12 protein-coding genes are annotated in these 17,331 nt (G+C 70.3%); 8 read left to right on the forward strand and 4 right to left on the reverse strand.

Translation table 11 applies throughout. The annotated features are described in order from the left end of the window. Nucleotides 1-154 precede the first annotated feature (154 nt). The 6 genes from ACIPEP_RS00060 to ACIPEP_RS00085 all read left to right on the forward strand — a co-directional run bounded on the left by ACIPEP_RS00060 (nt 155) and on the right by ACIPEP_RS00085 (nt 9,792). Nucleotides 155-334, forward strand: a complete 180-nt coding sequence (locus ACIPEP_RS00060) for an SPOR domain-containing protein (RefSeq protein ID WP_070418781.1) — start codon at nt 155-157, stop codon at nt 332-334. A gap of 45 nt (nt 335-379) precedes the next feature. Continuing rightward, nucleotides 380-1,717 carry a type I glutamate--ammonia ligase gene (gene glnA, locus ACIPEP_RS00065; RefSeq protein ID WP_070418782.1) on the forward strand — a complete coding sequence of 446 codons (1,338 nt, stop codon included), beginning with the start codon at nt 380-382 and terminating at the stop codon, nt 1,715-1,717. A gap of 22 nt (nt 1,718-1,739) precedes the next feature. Beyond that, nucleotides 1,740-4,712 carry a bifunctional [glutamine synthetase] adenylyltransferase/[glutamine synthetase]-adenylyl-L-tyrosine phosphorylase gene (locus ACIPEP_RS00070; protein WP_402716115.1) on the forward strand — a complete coding sequence of 991 codons (2,973 nt, stop codon included), beginning with the start codon at nt 1,740-1,742 and terminating at the stop codon, nt 4,710-4,712. A 505-nt stretch (nt 4,713-5,217) separates the two neighbouring features. Then, nucleotides 5,218-6,816: a glycosyltransferase family 2 protein gene (locus ACIPEP_RS00075; RefSeq protein WP_402716116.1), complete on the forward strand. Its 1,599-nt coding sequence runs from the start codon at nt 5,218-5,220 to the stop codon at nt 6,814-6,816. Next, nucleotides 6,809-8,377 (forward strand): glycosyl hydrolase, encoded by a 1,569-nt coding sequence (locus ACIPEP_RS00080; RefSeq protein WP_402716117.1) that lies wholly within the window; start codon nt 6,809-6,811, stop codon nt 8,375-8,377. The genes ACIPEP_RS00075 and ACIPEP_RS00080 overlap by 8 nt, the downstream gene beginning before the upstream one ends. After that, nucleotides 8,374-9,792 carry a UDP-glucose/GDP-mannose dehydrogenase family protein gene (locus ACIPEP_RS00085; protein WP_070418786.1) on the forward strand — a complete coding sequence of 473 codons (1,419 nt, stop codon included), beginning with the start codon at nt 8,374-8,376 and terminating at the stop codon, nt 9,790-9,792. The genes ACIPEP_RS00080 and ACIPEP_RS00085 overlap by 4 nt, the downstream gene beginning before the upstream one ends. 328 nt (nt 9,793-10,120) lie before the next feature. Here ACIPEP_RS00085 and glnA (ACIPEP_RS00090) read toward each other — a convergent pair whose 3' ends face one another. Continuing rightward, nucleotides 10,121-11,545: a type I glutamate--ammonia ligase gene (gene glnA / locus ACIPEP_RS00090; protein ID WP_070418787.1), complete on the reverse strand. Its 1,425-nt coding sequence runs from the start codon at nt 11,543-11,545 to the stop codon at nt 10,121-10,123. 141 nt (nt 11,546-11,686) lie between these two features. Between glnA (ACIPEP_RS00090) and ACIPEP_RS00095 the strand changes: the two genes are divergently transcribed. Then, nucleotides 11,687-12,154 (forward strand): RDD family protein, encoded by a 468-nt coding sequence (locus ACIPEP_RS00095; RefSeq protein ID WP_070418788.1) that lies wholly within the window; start codon nt 11,687-11,689, stop codon nt 12,152-12,154. 480 nt (nt 12,155-12,634) lie between these two features. Here ACIPEP_RS00095 and ACIPEP_RS00100 read toward each other — a convergent pair whose 3' ends face one another. Further along, nucleotides 12,635-13,363, reverse strand: a complete 729-nt coding sequence (locus ACIPEP_RS00100) for a DUF4191 family protein (RefSeq protein WP_402716118.1) — start codon at nt 13,361-13,363, stop codon at nt 12,635-12,637. A 126-nt stretch (nt 13,364-13,489) separates the two neighbouring features. Between ACIPEP_RS00100 and ACIPEP_RS00105 the strand changes: the two genes are divergently transcribed. Further along, entirely contained in the window at nt 13,490-14,278 is a 789-nt protein-coding gene (locus tag ACIPEP_RS00105) for a hypothetical protein (protein ID WP_402716119.1), read from the forward strand. A 73-nt stretch (nt 14,279-14,351) separates the two neighbouring features. Here the strand turns inward: ACIPEP_RS00105 and sucB are convergent, their stop codons facing one another. Beyond that, nucleotides 14,352-15,866, reverse strand: a complete 1,515-nt coding sequence (sucB, locus tag ACIPEP_RS00110) for a 2-oxoglutarate dehydrogenase, E2 component, dihydrolipoamide succinyltransferase (protein ID WP_092387436.1) — start codon at nt 15,864-15,866, stop codon at nt 14,352-14,354. 49 nt (nt 15,867-15,915) lie between these two features. Then, complete coding sequence (gene lpdA, locus ACIPEP_RS00115) at nt 15,916-17,289, reverse strand: dihydrolipoyl dehydrogenase (protein ID WP_070418792.1); 1,374 nt, start codon at nt 17,287-17,289, stop codon at nt 15,916-15,918. Nucleotides 17,290-17,331: the final 42 nt, after the last annotated feature.

The following is a 17,331-nucleotide window of genomic DNA, read 5'->3' on the forward strand; positions in this document are numbered from 1 at the left end:
CCACTGTGGGGGGGGCGGGGGGGGCGCGGGGGGGGCCCGGGGGGGGGGGGGGGGGCGGCCCCCCCCCCCCCCCCCCGCGCCTCCAGGCGGTCACCCAGCGCGCGGGGCGCGGCGCGGCCGCACCGCCGCCGCCCCACCTGGGTACGGTGGCGGCATGAGTGACGAACGCATCGAGTCCCAGTGGTGGTTCAACGAGAAGACGCACGCCGTCGAGCAGGGTCCGCAGTCGCCGCAGCGCGACCGGATCGGCCCGTTCGCCTCGCGTGAGGAAGCGCAACACGCCCTGGACCGGATCAAGGCGAACAACGAGCGTTGGGACGACGAAGACCAATAGGCTGAGACTCCCAGCTGGACCAGCTGCACCACGGAAAGGGCGTCAATGGACAAGCAGACGGACTTCGTGCTCCGCACCATCGAGGAGCGGGGCATCAAGTTCATCCGACTCTGGTTCACGGACGTCATCGGGACCCTGAAGTCCGTGGCGATCGCCCCGGCCGAGGTCGAGGGCGCGTTCGCCGAGGGCATCGGGTTCGACGGCTCCGCGATCGAGGGCCTCACGCGCTCGTACGAGGCGGACGTCCTGGCCCACCCGGACCCGTCGACGTTCCAGATCCTCCCGTGGCGCGGCGAGATCGACCCGACCGCGCGGATGTTCTGCGACATCACGACGCCGGACGGTCAGCCCGCCGTCGCCGACCCGCGCAACGTGCTCAAGCGCACGCTGGCGAAGGCGAGCGAGCGCGGCTTCACGTTCTACACGCACCCCGAGATCGAGTTCTACCTGCTGAAGAGCCGTGATTGGAAGGACGGCGGCCCGCAGCCCGTCGACCGTGCCGGCTACTTCGACAACGTCCCCGGCGGCAGCGCGCACGACTTCCGTCGCCGGTCCGTCCGGATGCTCGAGGACCTCGGCATCTCGGTGGAGTTCTCCCACCACGAGGCCGGCCCCGGCCAGAACGAGATCGACCTCCGCTACGCCGACGCACTGACGATGGCGGACAACATCATGACGTTCCGCACCGTCGTGAAAGAGGTCGCGATCGAGCAGGGCGTCTACGCGACGTTCATGCCGAAGCCGATCTCCGGCCAGCCGGGCTCGGGCATGCACACGCACGTGTCGCTGTTCGAGGGCGACCAGAACGCCTTCTACGAGGCGGGTGGCCAGTACCAGCTGTCCGACACGGCGAAGCACTTCATCGCCGGTGTCCTCAAGCACGCGCCGGAGATCACCGCGGTCACGAACCAGTTCGTGAACTCGTACAAGCGCCTCTGGGGCGGTGACGAGGCCCCGTCGTTCGTGACCTGGGGCCACAACAACCGCTCGGCCCTCGTGCGCGTCCCGCTGTACAAGCCGAACAAGGGCCAGTCCGCCCGCATCGAGTACCGCGGCATCGACTCGGCGGCGAACCCGTACCTCGCGTACTCGCTGCTGCTGGCCGCAGGGCTCAAGGGCATCGACGAGGGCTACGAGCTCCCGCCGGAGGCCGAGGACAACGTCTGGAGCCTGTCCGACTCCGAGCGCCGTGCCCTCGGGTACAGCCAGCTGCCGGCGAGCCTCGACCACGCGCTGAGCCTCATGGAGGACTCGGAACTCGTGGCGGAGACGCTCGGCGAGCAGGTCTTCAACTTCGTGCTGCTGAACAAGCGCCAGGAGTGGAAGGCCTACCGCGACCAGGTCACGCCGTTCGAGCTCGACACGAACCTCGGCGCGCTCTGACGGCACCGGGGGCACGCACCACATGACCGGTCGGACGACGACGTCGCGTTCCGAGTTGGCCCGCCTGGGCTTCGCGGAGCTGTCGGAGAGCCTGGAACGCATCGCCGACCTGGAGGCGCGGTTCGGCCCCGACCTGCAGGTGCCGGTGAGCGGGTCCCCGGCACTGTGGGAGTCCACGGCCGATCCGGACGGCGCACTCCGCGCGCTCGAGCGGCTGCTCGAGCGCGCGCCGGACGAACTGCGTCCGGTCCTCGCGGACGACGCCGCCACCGAACGGCTCGTGCGACTCCTCGGGGCGTCGGTCGGGCTCGGCGAGTTCCTGCACCGCCGTCCGGCGGAGATCGACCTGCTCCTGGCGCCCGTGACGGCGCCGTGGTCGCAGCAGGAGTACACCGACTCGTTGCTCGCCGCGATCGACGGTGCCACGGGCGAGGACGCCCGGCTCCGGCTCCGGGTGCGCTACCGCCGGCACCTGGCCCAGATCGCGCTGTTCGACGTCCTGAACGCCGCGCCGACCGAGGCCTTCCCCGCCGTCGCGGCCGGGCTGGCCGACCTCGCCGGTGCCGCGCTCGAGGCCGCGGTGGACGTCGCCCGGCGCGAGGTCCCGTTCCCCGCGGCCGACGTCGAGGCGACACCGCTCGCCGTCATCGGGATGGGCAAGGCCGGGGCCCGCGAACTCAACTACGTCAGCGACGTCGACGTCATCTTCGTCACCGAACCCACCCGCGACGACGAAGCGGGCACGGGCGTGGGGACCGACCGCGCCGTGCTCATCGCCACGCGGCTGGCGATCGCGGCCACGCACGCCATCACCGACCTCGCGGCCGAACCGGCGCTGTGGGAGGTCGACGCGAACCTCCGGCCGGAGGGCAAGGACGGCGCGCTCGTCCGGACGCTCGACTCCCACGTGGCGTACTACGAGCGCTGGGCGAAGGAGTGGGAGTTCCAGGCCCTGCTCAAGGCGCGGCCGATCGCCGGGTCGGTCGACCTGGGGGAGCGCTACGCCACCGCGGTCGCCGACTTCGTGTGGACGTCGGCGCAGCGACCGGGGTTCGTCGAGTCCGTGCAGCGCATGCGGCAGCGGGTCACCGACAACATCCCCGACGACGAGGTCGACCGGCAGCTCAAGCTCGGGCCGGGCGGTCTGCGCGACGTCGAGTTCACCGTGCAGCTGCTGCAGCTCGTGCACGGCCGCGACGACGAGACCGTCCGGGTCCGGTCCACGCTCGAGGCGATGGACGCGCTCACCGACGCCGGCTACGTCGGCCGTGCCGAGGCCGCCCGGTTCGGTCCGGACTACGCCCTGCTCCGCCTGCTCGAGCACCGCATCCAGCTCCGCCGCCTGCAACGCACCCACCTGATGCCCTCCGACGAGGACGAGCTCCGGGTACTCGCGCGGTCGAGCGGTCTCGCCCGGTCCGCTGCGGCGCTCGAGACACGGTGGCGTGCCGTGAAGCTCGAGGTCCGTGGCCTGCACGAGCGCCTGTTCTACCGACCGCTCCTGTCCGCGGTGGCCGCGAGCGACGGCGACATCGTGCTCACCAGCGACCAGGCGGTCGACCGGCTCGGCGCGATCGGCTTCGCGGACCCCGCCGGGGCACTCGGCCACATCCGGGCACTGACGCAGGGCACGAGCCGCCGGGCGGCGATCCAGCGGAACCTGCTGCCGGTGCTCCTGCGCTGGATGGCCGAGGGACCGGCACCGGACCGGGCGCTCCTGGCCTTCCGCCGGCTGAGCGACACCCTGGGGGAGTCGAGCTGGTTCCTCCGCATGCTCCGGGACTCCTCCGGCGCGGCGCACTCGCTCACCACCGTGCTCTCGGAGTCGGCGTTCCTGTCCGGGCTGCTCGAACGCTTCCCCGAGGCGGTGGCCTGGCTCGACGAACCGGAGGCGCTGCTGCGTCCCCGGCCGATCGAGTCGCTGCTCGCCGAGGTCACCGCGACGACGGCACGGCACGGGGACGACGTGGACGGCGCTGCCGCCCTGGTCCGGTCCGCCCGCCGGCGTGAGACGCTCCGGCTCGGCATGGCCGCCGTCCTCGGACACCTCGACGTCGATGCCCTCGGCCCGGCGTTGAGCGACGTCACGGAGTCGACCCTGGCCGGTGCCCTCACGCTCGCGCGACGGGACGCCCCGGCAGGCCTGGAGTTCGGCGTCATCGCGATGGGGCGGTACGGCGGCCGTGAGCTCGGCTTCGGTTCGGACGCCGACGTCCTCTACGTGTACCGGGCGACCGAGGACGTCCCGTCCGAGCAGGCTTCGCGAGCGGCGCAGACCATCGTGCGGGAGCTCGCCCGGTTGACCGACGACGCGATCCACCCGTTCGACCTCGACATCGACCTCCGCCCCGAGGGCAAGAACGGCCCCGTGGTGCGCACGCTCGACTCCTACGGCGCGTACTACGCCCGCTGGTCGCTCACGTGGGAGGCCCAGGCGTTGCTCCGGGCCCGCGGGGCGGTCGGGGACGCGCATCTCCTCCGGGACTTCGAGCACCTCGCCGACCGCACGCGCTACCCCGAGCACATCGACGACCAGCAGGTGCGCGAGGTCCGACGCATCAAGGCCCGCGTCGAGTCCGAACGCCTCCCGCGCGGTGCGGACCCCGCCCGGCACCTCAAGCTCGGCCGCGGTTCCCTGAGCGACGTGGAGTGGTTCGTCCAGCTCCTCCAGCTGCAGCACGCGCTGACGATCCCCGGCCTCCGGACGACGTCCACGCTCGAGGCGCTCGACGCCGCGCGCGACGCCGGACTCGTCGCCCCCGACGACGCCGAGCGTCTCGGTGCCGCCTGGCGCTTCGCCTCGCGGACCCGGAGCGCGCTGGTGCTCTGGTCGGGCAAGACCACCGACGTGCTGCCCGTCGACCGGGTGCAGCTCGAGGGCATCGCACGCCTGATGGAGTACCCGCCGGGGTCCGCCTCGGAGCTCGAGGAGGACTACCTCGGGGTCACCCGCCGGGCACGTCAGGTCTTCGAGCGCGAGTTCTACGGCGCCTGACGCCCGTCGCGACACGCCCGGACCGACGTGTTTCGCAGCGAGTTGACACGTCCTCGGAAGTGAATTCCCCGTAACGTGCAGCGTCCCCCGTTCGACATCTGCCTGTACCCCGCCAGGTCGAGCTCGGGCGTCCGTTACCGGGACGTGATCCTGCTGGCCACGTCGACGCGAGGCGACGGCCGGAGCTGCTCGCGGCGCGCCCGGCGACCATGACCTGAACAGGGCTTTCGCTGGGGGCCGAGCCGCGCCTCCTGGGCCGCCCACCACCCGCACAGGGTGAGTGGCAGGGTGAACGCGGTCCACCGGAGTGCTGTCAGCACCAGTGCGGACACGATGACCACACGCGGAGGGGGACCGTGGTGTACCCCGTAACGTGCCCGTAACGCCCCCGGTCGGGGGTCGCGTTGCGCACCGGGTCACGGTTCTGCATCAATGGGGTCACCCGAACCGGCCCTGATTCCCCAACGACGCGGAATCTCCACCTCGAACGTTGAAGCAGGGATCGATGTTCACCTTCATTCTGCAGATCAGGCAGATGGTCGAAGGGCACCCCGAGTTCTACCTGTTCGCCGTGTACTCCGCGGTGATCTGGTTGCTCTGGCTGCTCAAGGTCATCCTGTCCGCCCGCTACCGCCCCTACACCGGCACCTACACCGGCACCACGAGCGTCGTCGTCCCCGTCGTGGACGAACCGCTCGACCTCTTCCGCGACGTCATCGGCCGCATGGTCGAGCAGCGTCCCGGCGAGATCATCGTCGTCATCAACGGCGCCCGCAACGAGGCCCTCGAAGCGGTCTGTGACGAGTTCGCCCCACTCGTCCGCTGGACGCACACGCCCATCCCGGGCAAGCGCAACGCCGTCAAGGTCGGCACCGAGATGTCCAACGGCGACATCACCGTGCTCGTCGACTCGGACACGGTGTGGACGCCCGGCACCCTCGACGAGCTGCTCAAGCCGTTCGCGGACGCCTCGGTCGGCGGCGTGACGACGCGCCAGCGCATCCTCGAGCCGACCCGCAGCTGGATCACCCGCTGGGCGGACTGGCTGGAGAACTCCCGCGCGCTGTACTCGATGCCCGCGCAGAGCGTCCTCGGCCAGATCGGCTGCCTGCCCGGGCGCACGATCGCCTTCCGCCGCGACATCCTCGTGCGCGTCATGGACCGGTTCATGCACGAGAAGTTCATGGGCGTGTTCCTCGAGGTGTCCGACGACCGGACCCTGACGAACCTCACGCTCAAGGAGGGGTACCGGACCGTCTACCAGTACACGTCGCTGGTCTACACGGACGCTCCGCTGCAGGTGAAGAAGCTGTTCAAGCAGCAGCTCCGCTGGGCCCGTGGTTCGCAGTACAACACGCTCCGGATGCTCCCGTGGATGCTCGGCCACGCGCCGATCCTCGCGGTGTTCTTCCTCACCGACATCATCCTGCCGTTCATGCTGTTCGGCGTGATCGCCGGCTGGATCTACCGCGCCTTCACCGGCCAAGGCGAGAACCTCTACCAGGGGATCCTGCAGCAGTACGGCTTCTCGACCGGCTTCGTCTACGTCGCCGCCCTCATGGTGGTCTCGTCGGTGCTCAGCATGGCGATCCGGCAGATGCGGCACCTCGCCGAGAAGCCGAGCGACTTCTTCCGCCTGCCGATGTTCATCATCGTGTCGACGTTCTTCCTCATGCCGATCCGGCTCATCGGTTTCTTCCGCCTGGCGCACGCGTCCGGCTGGGGGACCCGTGCCGGTGCGTACGCCGGTGGACCGATGGAGGAGGACCCCGCGGACGCGGTGCAGCCCTCGGCCGTCGCCACCCAGACCCCGGTGAGCCCGATCGACGCGGCTGCCCCGGCCCCGGCCGGTGGAACCGGCTACGGCGACGACCAGCGTGCCGTGGACCGGGCGTTCGACGACCTGTTCGGCCCGGACGCCACCACCAACTCCACCGCGACGGTGCTCGCGACCCGCCGCTCGGCAGCCACTGCAGCGCAGTCGCAGTCGGCGGCCGCGGCGGCCCCCGCCCCGGCACGCGTCCGTCGGTACAACCCGTACGCCGCGATCCCGTACTGCATCGGCTTCGCGATCTTCGCCCTGGAGGCCTTCCTCATTGTCTGACCTCATCCGCTCCTCAGGTGCCTGGTGGGCCCAGTCCAGCAAGCACGCACGACTCACCGCGGTCGGGACCACCGCCATCGTCCTCGTCCTCGGACTCATCACCTGGAACGTCTGGGTGTCCCCGGCGGGCTCGGTGTCCACCGCGGTCCACCAGGCGCTCGGTGTGACGCCGCCGAAGAAGAAGATCTCGGCGGCCGAGCTCCAGACGAAGCTCACGGCCGCCCAGGAGAAGATCTGGGCGCTCGAGGGCAAGCTCGACTCCTCGACCGCGCAGTCCGGCTCGCGTGCCGACCAGATCGCCGAGCTCAAGGCGCAGATCGCGTCGCTGCAGTCGGACCTCGGGGCCGCCAAGGCCGCCGGGGCACGGTCCGGTGACGGCGCGTCCGGTTCGGGAGGGTCGGGCGACGGTTCCGGCGGTTCCGGCGGGTCCGGCGGCTCCGGTTCCGGCAGTGGCTCCGGTTCGGGCAGCGGCTCCGGTGGCTCCGGTGGCTCCGGCAACGGTTCCGGCTCCGGCAACCACGGCGTCACGAACCCGAACGGCGGCCCCTCGAAGGACCCCGGCACGACCCCGATCGCCGTGCCCACCAAGGCGCAGATCATGGCGCAGCCGGCTCGCTGGTACGGCCTCTACACCGCGCAGTCGCCCTTCAACTGGGCGGAGTACGACGAGGTCTCGCAGCAGGTCGGCAAGGCCACGAACATGGTCGGCTTCTTCCAGGGCTTCGACCAGGACTTCAACGCCACCGCCGTCCAGCGCGCGTGGGCGAACGGCCGTCTGCCGCTCATGACCTGGGAGTCCGCACCCGCCAAGACGGGCAACGACGCGAAGTACGTCCCCGGGTACACGAACGAGGACATCGTCTCGGGCAAGTTCGACGCCTACCTCACGAAGTACGCGAAGGCCCTCGCGGCGAACGGGCAGCCGATGGTCATCCGGCTCGACCACGAGATGAACGGCTCTTGGTACAACTGGTCCGAGGGGACGGCGCAGCAGAACGCGGCCGGGTCCTACGTGGCGATGTGGCAGCACGTGCACGACGTCTTCCAGGCCAGCGGCGCGAACAAGTACGTCATCTGGAACTGGGCACCGAGCCGCATCGACAAGCTCGGCAACGACAAGTACATGCAGCTCGACTACCTGCGTGAGTACTACCCGGAGTCGAAGTACGTCGACTGGGTCGGGATGAGCGGGTACTACCGCACCGCGTCCGAGTCGCCGACCTTCGACAACACGTTCGGCAAGACCCTCGCCCAGCTCCGCCAGATCGCACCGGACAAGAAGATCCTCCTCAGTGAGATCGGTGCGACCGAGACCGGGACGAGCGTGACCAACGGGCAGAAGGCGAAGTGGATCACCTCGCTCTTCGACGGCCTCGCGGAACCGGCCAACGACGACGTCATCGGCTTCTCGTACTTCAGCGAGACCGCGACCACGGTCGTGGACGGCGTCCGCACCACGAACGACTGGCGACTCAACTCCCGCGCCGACAGCCTCCAGGCCTTCGTGGCCGGCATCTCGCGCACCGACACCGACTACGACCTGCAGGAGGTCAAGCAGTGACCGCTCAGAAGAAGACCGCAGACTCCCGTCCGGCACCCGTCATCAGCGTCATCGGCACCGGCTACCTCGGTGCCACCCACGCGGCTGCCATGGCCGAGATGGGCTTCGAGACCATCGGCGTGGACGTCGATCCCGCCAAGCTCGCGGCCCTGTCGGCCGGCGAGGTCCCGTTCTACGAGCCCGGACTGCCGGAGCTCATCACGAAGCACGTCGCCAGCGGCAAGCTCCGCTTCACGGCGTCGCTGCCCGAGGCCGTGGCCGCGGCCGACGTCCACTTCGTCTGCGTCGGGACGCCGCAGCGCGCCGGGTCGCACGCCGCGAACCTGACCTACGTCGAGAACGCCACCCGCGGTGTCGCCGAGAACCTCACGCACCCCGGCCTCATCGTCGGCAAGTCGACGGTCCCGGTGGGCACGGCCGAGCGGCTCCGCGGCATCGTCCGCGAGTTCACCCCGTCGGGTATCGACGCCGAGCTCATCTGGAACCCCGAGTTCCTGCGCGAGGGCAAGGCCGTCGACGACACGCTGCACCCGGACCGGCTCGTCTGGGGCGGTGCCTCCGCGTCGGCCGACGCCGTGATCCGCGAGGTCTACGCCGCACCCATCGCCGAGGGCACCCCGGTCATCACGACCGACCTCGCCACGGCGGAGCTCGTCAAGGTCAGCGCGAACGCGTTCCTCGCCACGAAGATCTCGTTCATCAACGCGATCTCCGAGATGTGCGCGATCACCGGTGCGGACGTGTCCACCCTGGCGGACGCCCTCGGGCACGACGCCCGCATCGGCCGCAAGTTCCTGAACGCCGGCCTCGGCTTCGGCGGTGGCTGCCTGCCGAAGGACATCCGGGCGCTCATGCACCGCGCGAACGAGCTCGGTGCCGGTCGTGTCGTCGGCCTCATGCAGCAGGTCGACGAGATCAACATGGGGCAGCGCGAGCGCGTCATCGACATGACGATCGACGCGCTCGGCGGCTCCGTGCTGAACCGTCGCGTCGCCGTCGTCGGGGCGGCGTTCAAGCCCCTCACCGACGACGTCCGGGACTCGCCGGCGCTCAACGTCGCCGCTGCGCTGCACCTCCGCGGCGCCCAGGTCACCCTGTGGGACCCGGAGGCGATGGAGACCGCCCGCCGCTCCTTCCCGACGCTCACCTACTCGTCGTCGATGGAGGGTGCGATCGAGGACGCCGACGTCGTACTCGTCCTCACCGAGTGGGACGAGGTCATCGCCGCCGACCCCGCGGCGCTCGCCTCGATCGTGGGGCGTCGCACGGTGATCGACGCCCGCAACTGCCTCCCGGTCGCCGACTGGGTCAAGGCGGGTTGGACCGTCCGTTCCCTGGGACGGCCCACTCCGGTCACGGGTGCACCCGTGAGCGTCGCTGCGGGGACGAACGACGCGGTGGCCACCGCGCGGTAGTCACCCGGACGCGAAGCGGGGTCTGTGCCGGGGCGGCACGGGCCCCGTTCTCGTGTGCCCGGCGCGTTCGGGCGCACCTGGTCGAAACGGGCGTACCTGGTCGGAACTTCCGACCAGGTACGCCCGATTCGTCGTGGCAGCGCGCGTGTCGTGGGAAGGAACGTGCGAGGCGACCGCCTGGAGGCGCGGTGCCGGCCCGCCGGGCGTGCGCCGCGCCTCCAGGCGGGCACGTTCCCACCCGGTGGCCGGGCCCGCAGGCGAGTGTCGGCACAGCGAGAACGCCCCCGCACCGGAGACCGGTGCGGGGGCGTTCGTGGTGCGGTGCGTGTCAGACGCCGAAGTAGAGCTCGTACTCGAACGGGTGCGGGCGCTGCGCGAGCGGGAGGATCTCGTTCTCGCGCTTGTAGTCGATCCAGGTCTGGATGAGGTCCTCGGTGAAGACGTTGCCCTTCGTGAGGAACTCGTGGTCCGCCTCGAGCGCCTCGAGCGCCTCGTCGAGGGAGCCGGGGACCTGGGGGATGCCCTTGGCCTCTTCCGGCGGGAGCTCGTAGAGGTCCTTGTCGACCGGCTCGTGCGGCTCGATGCGGTTCTGGATGCCGTCGAGGCCCGCCATCAGCTGCGCGGCGAACGCGAGGTACGGGTTGCCCGAGGCGTCCGGCGCGCGGAACTCGATGCGCTTGGCCTTGGGGTTCGTGCCCGTGATCGGGATGCGGATCGCGGCGGAGCGGTTGCCGGCCGAGTAGACCAGGTTGACCGGGGCCTCGAAGCCCTTCACCAGACGGTGGTACGAGTTGATCGACGGGTTCGTGAAGGCGAGCAGCGCCGGGGCGTGCTTGAGGATGCCACCGATGTACCAGCGGGCGAGGTCGGACAGGCCGCCGTAGCCGTTCTCGTCGTAGAACAGCGGCTTGCCGTCGCTCCAGAGGGACTGGTGGGTGTGCATGCCCGAACCGTTGTCACCGAAGAGCGGCTTCGGCATGAACGTGGCGACCTTGCCCCACTGGTCGGCGGTGTTCTTGACGATGTACTTGAACTTCAGGATGTCGTCCGCGGCGTGGACCATCGTGTCGAACTTGTAGTTGATCTCCTGCTGGCCGCCGGTGCCCACCTCGTGGTGCGAGCGCTCGAGCTCGAAGCCCGCCTCGATCAGCTTGAGGGTGATGTCGTCGCGGAGGTCAGCCGTCTTGTCGACCGGCGACACGGGGAAGTAGCCGCCCTTGTAGGGGGTCTTGTTGGCGAGGTTGCCGCCCTCTTCCTCACGACCGGTGTTCCAGGCGCCCTCTTCGGAGTCGACCGAGTAGAACGACTTGTTCTGGGTGACCGAGTAACGGACGTCGTCGAAGATGTAGAACTCGGCCTCGGGGGCGAAGAACGCGGTGTCCGCGATGCCCGTCGACGCGAGGTACTTCTCCGCCTTCTTGGCGACCTGACGCGGGTCACGGCCGTAGATCTCGCCGTTCCGTGGGTTGTAGATGTCGAAGATCATGATCAGCGTGCGCTCGGCGCGGAACTGGTCGATGTACGCCGTCGTCACGTCGGGGATGAGCTGCATGTCGGACTCGTGGATCGACGCGAAGCCGCGGATCGAGGAGCCGTCGAAGAGCTGGCCGACCGAGAAGAAGTCCTCGTCGACGGTGGAGGCCGGGATGTTGAAGTGCTGCTGCACACCCGGCAGATCCGTGAACCGGATGTCGAGGAACTTGACGTCGGTGTCCTTGATGAAGGCCAGGACCTCGGAGGAATCGCTGAACATGTGGGCCGATCTCCAATGGGTTGGGTGATGTCGGAGGGTCCATCTCGGCACCCTCCGACGAGGCTATTGACACCGAGTTTCCCGGACATGACTGGATTGTTTCGTGCGTGTTACGTCGACCCGTTCGCCTACGCTGGGACCATGGCCCGCAGCACCAGTTCGTCGTCCGCGTCGTCCTCCGGGGGATCGGGGCATCCCGACGGCTGGCCGGGCAAGGACCTCGGTCTGCCGGAAGAGGGGCCGCGCAGCGTCGGGCGGATCGGCCGCCGGATCGTGGCGCTGCTGATCGACGGTGCGCTGGCCGACCTCGTGGCGTACGTGACCGGTGTGTGGTCGCCGGTGAACGGCTCGGGGGACATCGCGCACTCGTGGATCCAGATCGCGATCTTCGCCGTGCTGCAGATCCTGTTCATCTGCCTGCTGTCGGGGTCGTTCGGGCACGTGTGCGTCGGGCTCCGGGTGGTGCCGATGCGCGGCGGGTACGTCGGGGTCTGGCGGCCGGTGGTGCGGACGGTGCTGCTGTGCCTGGTCGTGCCGGCGCTGATCATCGACCGCGACAGCCGTGGGGCGCACGACCGGATCGCGGGGACGGTGTTGGTGCGGCGCTGAGGGTGCTGCGGCGCGGAGGGGCGAGAGCGCGGCGCCGCGGGGCGCTGCGCGGCGGCGCGGAGCGCGTGGCGCGGGCGGCGCGTGAGCGCGGCGCAGCACGGTGCGAGGTTCCGTCCTGAGTGCGAGCAGGCGCCCGTCCCACGGTGCGCCGAACCTCGCACGGTGCGCGATCGACCCGTCGCCGACGTTCGGACCGCCAGCGCACGGGACCCGCGCTGCACGGTGCGAGGTGCTTCGCCGGGCATGAGGTTGCCCACTCGGTGCCGTACTACGAGCCCGCACCGCGTGGTCGTCCTCGCACCGACAGGCGAGAGCCGCACCGTGCGACGCCGCCGACGTCGCATGACGCCGCGCGGACGCCGTACTGCGCGACGCCGCTGACCCCACCGAGCCACCGCCCGCCCCGCCACGCGGCCCGCGGACGCAGAACGCCCCCGACCTGGCACGGTCGGGGGCGTTCGTCGCTTGTGGGGGAGTCCGTCAGCGCGGACGTCCCGCGCGGGCCCGCATCGGGTCCATCCCCTTCGGGATCGCCGAGGCCGGGCTCTGCGTGAGGGAGTCGAGCCGGTTCGCGACCGCCAGGACCTCGTTGCGGTTGAGCGCCTTCTTGAACTTGTTCATGGCACGGGGGAGCTTGTGCAGCGTCACGGAGTCGTCACCGTCGCCGTCCTTGCCGCTGGCCACGTGCACGACGTGCACCGGGACGTTCGGGACGATGCGCTGGACCTTGCGGCGCTCCTCGTCGACCTGGCGGTTGAGGTTGCCGCGCTGGCCCTCGGTGATGAGCACGACGCCCGGGGTGCCGACGGCCCGGTAGACAGCGGCCTGCGAACGACCGTGCACCGCGACCGGCATCTCGCTCGAGCGCCACTGACGGCGGAGCGAGTTCGACAGCACGGCACCCACGGCACCGGGCTGCCCCTCGATCTGCGAGTAGGCGGCACGTTCGGCCAGCCGACCGAGGACGATCAGGAAGAGCAGCACACCCAGCAGCACGCCGGCCACGATCCAGAGGATGATCGCGAGCCAGTTCTGCCCGGGCAGCAGCAGGGCGAGCAGGACGCCCAGCACCACCGGGACGACGAACGCCAGGGCGAACCACCAGACGGAGCTCGGGTCCGCCCGACGGGTCATCGTGAAGACCTGGTACATCTGCTTGAGACGACCCGGCTCCTTCGCCGTCGTACCTTGAGAACTGCTGCGTGCCATGCGACCAGGATACGGCCTGTCCCGACTTCCGAGGACCGTCGATGCTCTGGCTGTGGGCGAACAGCGTTCTCCACAGGACGGCGTTCCGTCCGCCGGAGGCTGGTCGGGCCCGGCCAGGCTGTCCGGATGCAGACGCTCCCCGATCACGTCCGGTGGCACGCGGTGGACGACGAGCAGCCGTTGCTCGCCTGGGTCGCCGACCGCGCCGCCGTCGCCCCGGACCCCTCGGCGCGGCACCTCGTCCCGGTCGTCGACGTCGGCCGACTGGCGGACGGACGGCTCGCCGTCGATGTCCTCCGTCCCGCGGGGACGGTGCTGTCCGCGGCACTCGACACCCTCGGCACGCCGACCACCGGTGTCGCCGTGACGCTCACCGTCCCGATGCTCGAGCTCGCAGTGATCGAACGGTCCGGCGCGGTGCAGATCGGCTCCGCGGGGCTCGACGACGTCCTGGTGGACGATGCCGGTGCGGTCGTGCTGTGCGACCGGCCACCCGGGTCGGACGGCGTCCGTCGGTCCGACCAGAGCGGCGCGAGGGTCCTGGTCCTCGCGGCCCGGCTGGTGTGGGAGCGGACCGACGCACGCGCGCCGGACCGTCCGGCCGTCGATGGTGCCCTCGCCGAGGCCCTCGACGGCGACACGACGGCGGTGCGTGCGGCGTTGGCGGTGGTCCGAGCGGCCGCAGCGCCGCGCCCGATCCGCTGGGAACGGCCGTCGGACGACCTGCTCGTCGGACTGCCCGAGCGCACGTCGATGCCACCGGGGCCGGCTGGCTCCCTCGAGACGGCGCTGCGCGAGGTCGTCGAGCACGGCCTCCCGATCGGCGGTGGGAGACGGCTGCCGCTCCGACGCGCGCTGGTGGGGGTCGTGGTCGCGGCGGGACTGACCGCGGCGGTGGTCTTCACGATCGGCTGAACACGCCAGCAACGGGGAACGGCCCCGATCCACGGTGGGATCGGGGCCGTCCGGAGTACGACGAGCGCTGGGCTCAGTACCCGAGGTTCGGGCCGAAGTTGCCCTCCTCGAGGCGGTTCTTCACCGCGACGAGGTAGCGCGACGCGTCGGCGCCGTCGATGATGCGGTGGTCGTACGACAGCGCGAGGTACACGAACGAACGGATCGCGATCGCCTCTTGGCCGTCGACCTTCACGACCGCCGGACGCTTCGTCACGATGCCCGTGCCGAGGATCGCCGACTGCGGCAGGAACACCACGGGGGTGTCGAACAGCGCGCCACGCGAACCGGTGTTCGTCAGCGTGAACGTGCCACCCGCGAGCTCGTCCGGCTTGAGCTGGTTGTTGCGGGTGCGCTCGGCGAGGTCCGCGATCGACTGCGAGAACTGCGCCAGGTTCAGCGACGCCGCGTCCTTGATCACCGGGGTGAGCAGGCCGCGCTCGGTGTCCACCGCGATGGAGACGTTCTCGGTCTCCGGGTAGACGATCTCCTCGCCCTCGACGGTCGAGTTGATCTTCGGGTGCGCCTTGAGCGCCTCGGACGCCGCGAGGGCGAAGAACGGCATGAAGGAGAGCTTCGAACCGGTCTTCTCGAGGAACTCGGCCTTGTGCGCGTCACGGAACTGCGCGACCTTCGTCACGTCCACCTCGACGACGCTGGTGAGCTGCGCGGTCGAGGTCATCGACTGCACGGCGCGCTCGGCGACGACCTTGCGGAGGCGGGTCATCTTCTCGCGGGTGCCACGCAGCGGCGACACCTCGGCGACGAAGGGGCCGGCCGGGGCCGCAGCGGCGGAACCACCGGCGGCCGGGGCCTTCGCAGCGGCTTCGGCGGCGGCGAGGACGTCTTCCTTGCGGATGCGTCCGCCGACGCCGGAGCCGGTGACGGTCGAGAGGTCGACACCCTGCTCGTTCGCGAGCTTGCGCACGAGCGGGGTGACGTAGCCGGAGGCCGAGGCGTCCTGCGTCGGGTTCGGCACCGAGGCGCTGGCGGCCGAGCCACCCGAGGCGGCAGCCGGAGCCGGAGCGGCAGCCGGAGCCGGGACCGCTGCCGGCGGGGCAGCGGCGGGCGGCGGGACCGGAGCGGCCTGCGGCACCGGAGCGGCGGCGGGCGGTGCCGCCGGAGCCTGCGGCGCAGCGGGCTGCGTCTGACCGGCGGGGGCCGGCTCGGGCTCGGTCGGCTCCGGGGCAGGGGTCTCGGACTCCTGCTCTGTGCTCGGCGCTGCCTCGGGCTCCTCGGCGTCGGCAGCGGCCTCGTTCGAGGACTCGTCCGACTCGGTGGAGCCACCGTCGGAGGAACCACCGTCGGACGACCCGTCGCCGATCTTCACCAGCGCGGTGCCGACCTCGACGGTCTCGTCCTCCTGCACGAGGATCTCCTCCACGACGCCGGCGATCGGCGACGGGATCTCGGTGTCGACCTTGTCGGTCGAGACCTCGAGCAGCGGCTCGTCGACCTCGACCCGGTCACCGACGTTCTTCAGCCATCGGGTCACCGTGCCCTCGGTGACGCTCTCGCCGAGCGCCGGGAGGTTGACGGATTCGCTCATCGGGTGGACTCCTCTTCGCAGGGGTGGTTCGTGGTGGTGGTCATGGTGTTCACAGTGCGTGCAGCGGCTTGCCCGCGAGGTGCAGGAACGCCTCGCCGAGTGCCTCGTTCTGCGTCGGGTGCGCGTGGACGAGCGGCGCGACGTCCTCGGGGTAGGCCTCCCAGTTCACGGCGAGCTGTGCCTCGCCGATGAGCTCGCCGACCCGGGCGCCGATCATGCTGACGCCGACGACGGGGCCGTCGACCACACGGACGACCTTGACCGAACCGGACGTGCCGATGATGTGGCTCTTGCCGTTGCCGGCGAGGTTGTACTCGTACGAGTCCACCTTGTCGGCGCCGTACTGCTCCTCGGCCTTGGCCTGCGAGAGACCGACCGATGCGACCTCGGGGTCGGAGTACGTGATCTTCGGGATGTTCTTGTCCTCGATGATGACCGGGTTGAGCCCGGCGATCTCCTCGGCGACGAAGATGCCCTGCTGGAAGCCGCGGTGCGCGAGCTGCAGGCCCGGAACGATGTCGCCGACGGCGTACACGTTCGGGATGTTCGTGGCGAGGCGCTCGTTCGTGGTGACGAACCCGCGGTCCATCGCGACGCCGACCTCGTCGTAGCCGACGTTCTGCGTCACGGGGCCACGGCCGACCGCGACGAGCAGGATGTCGCCGTCGAAGGTCTTGCCGTCCTCGAGCGTGACGACCACGCCGTTCTCGTGCTGCTCGACGCCCTGGAACCGGACACCGAGCGAGAACTCGATGCCGCGCTTGCGGAACGCGCGCTCGAGCTGCTTCGACATCGACTCGTCCTCGGCCGGGACGAGGTGGGGGAGCGCCTCGACGATCGTCACCTCGGCACCGAAGGACTTCCAGACGCTGGCGAACTCGACGCCGATGACGCCACCACCGAGGATGACGACCTTGTTCGGCACGTAGTCCATGCGTAGGGCGGTCTCGGAGGTGATCACGCGACCACCGATCTCGAGGCCGGGGAGCGACTTCGAGTAGGAGCCGGTCGCGAGCACGATGTTCTTGCCGGTCACGGTCTGGTCGCCGACCTGCACGGTGTTCTGCGAGGTGAGGCGGCCCCAGCCCTCGACGACGGTGATCCCGCGTGCCTTGATGAGCCCCTGGAGGCCCTTGTACTTCGACGAGATGACGCCCTGCTGGTACTCGATGACCTTCGGGACCTCGACACCGGCGAACTCGGCGATGACGCCGTACTTCTCGGCGTCGCGCGTCGCGTCGGCGACCTCGGCCGCGTGCAGCAGCGCCTTCGTCGGGATGCAGCCGCGGTGCAGACACGTCCCCCCGAGCTTGTCTCCCTCGATGAGCGCGACGCTCATGCCGAGCTCGGCGGCCCGGAGCGCAGCGGCGTAGCCACCACTGCCGCCACCGAGGACCACGACGTCGTAAGTCTGTTCCGTCACCTGGTGCAACTCCCTCGTGCGTGTCGGGACCGATCGGGCCCC

The organism is Curtobacterium sp. NPDC087082, from assembly GCF_044745045.1.
Taxonomy (GTDB): Bacteria; Actinomycetota; Actinomycetes; order Actinomycetales; family Microbacteriaceae; genus Curtobacterium.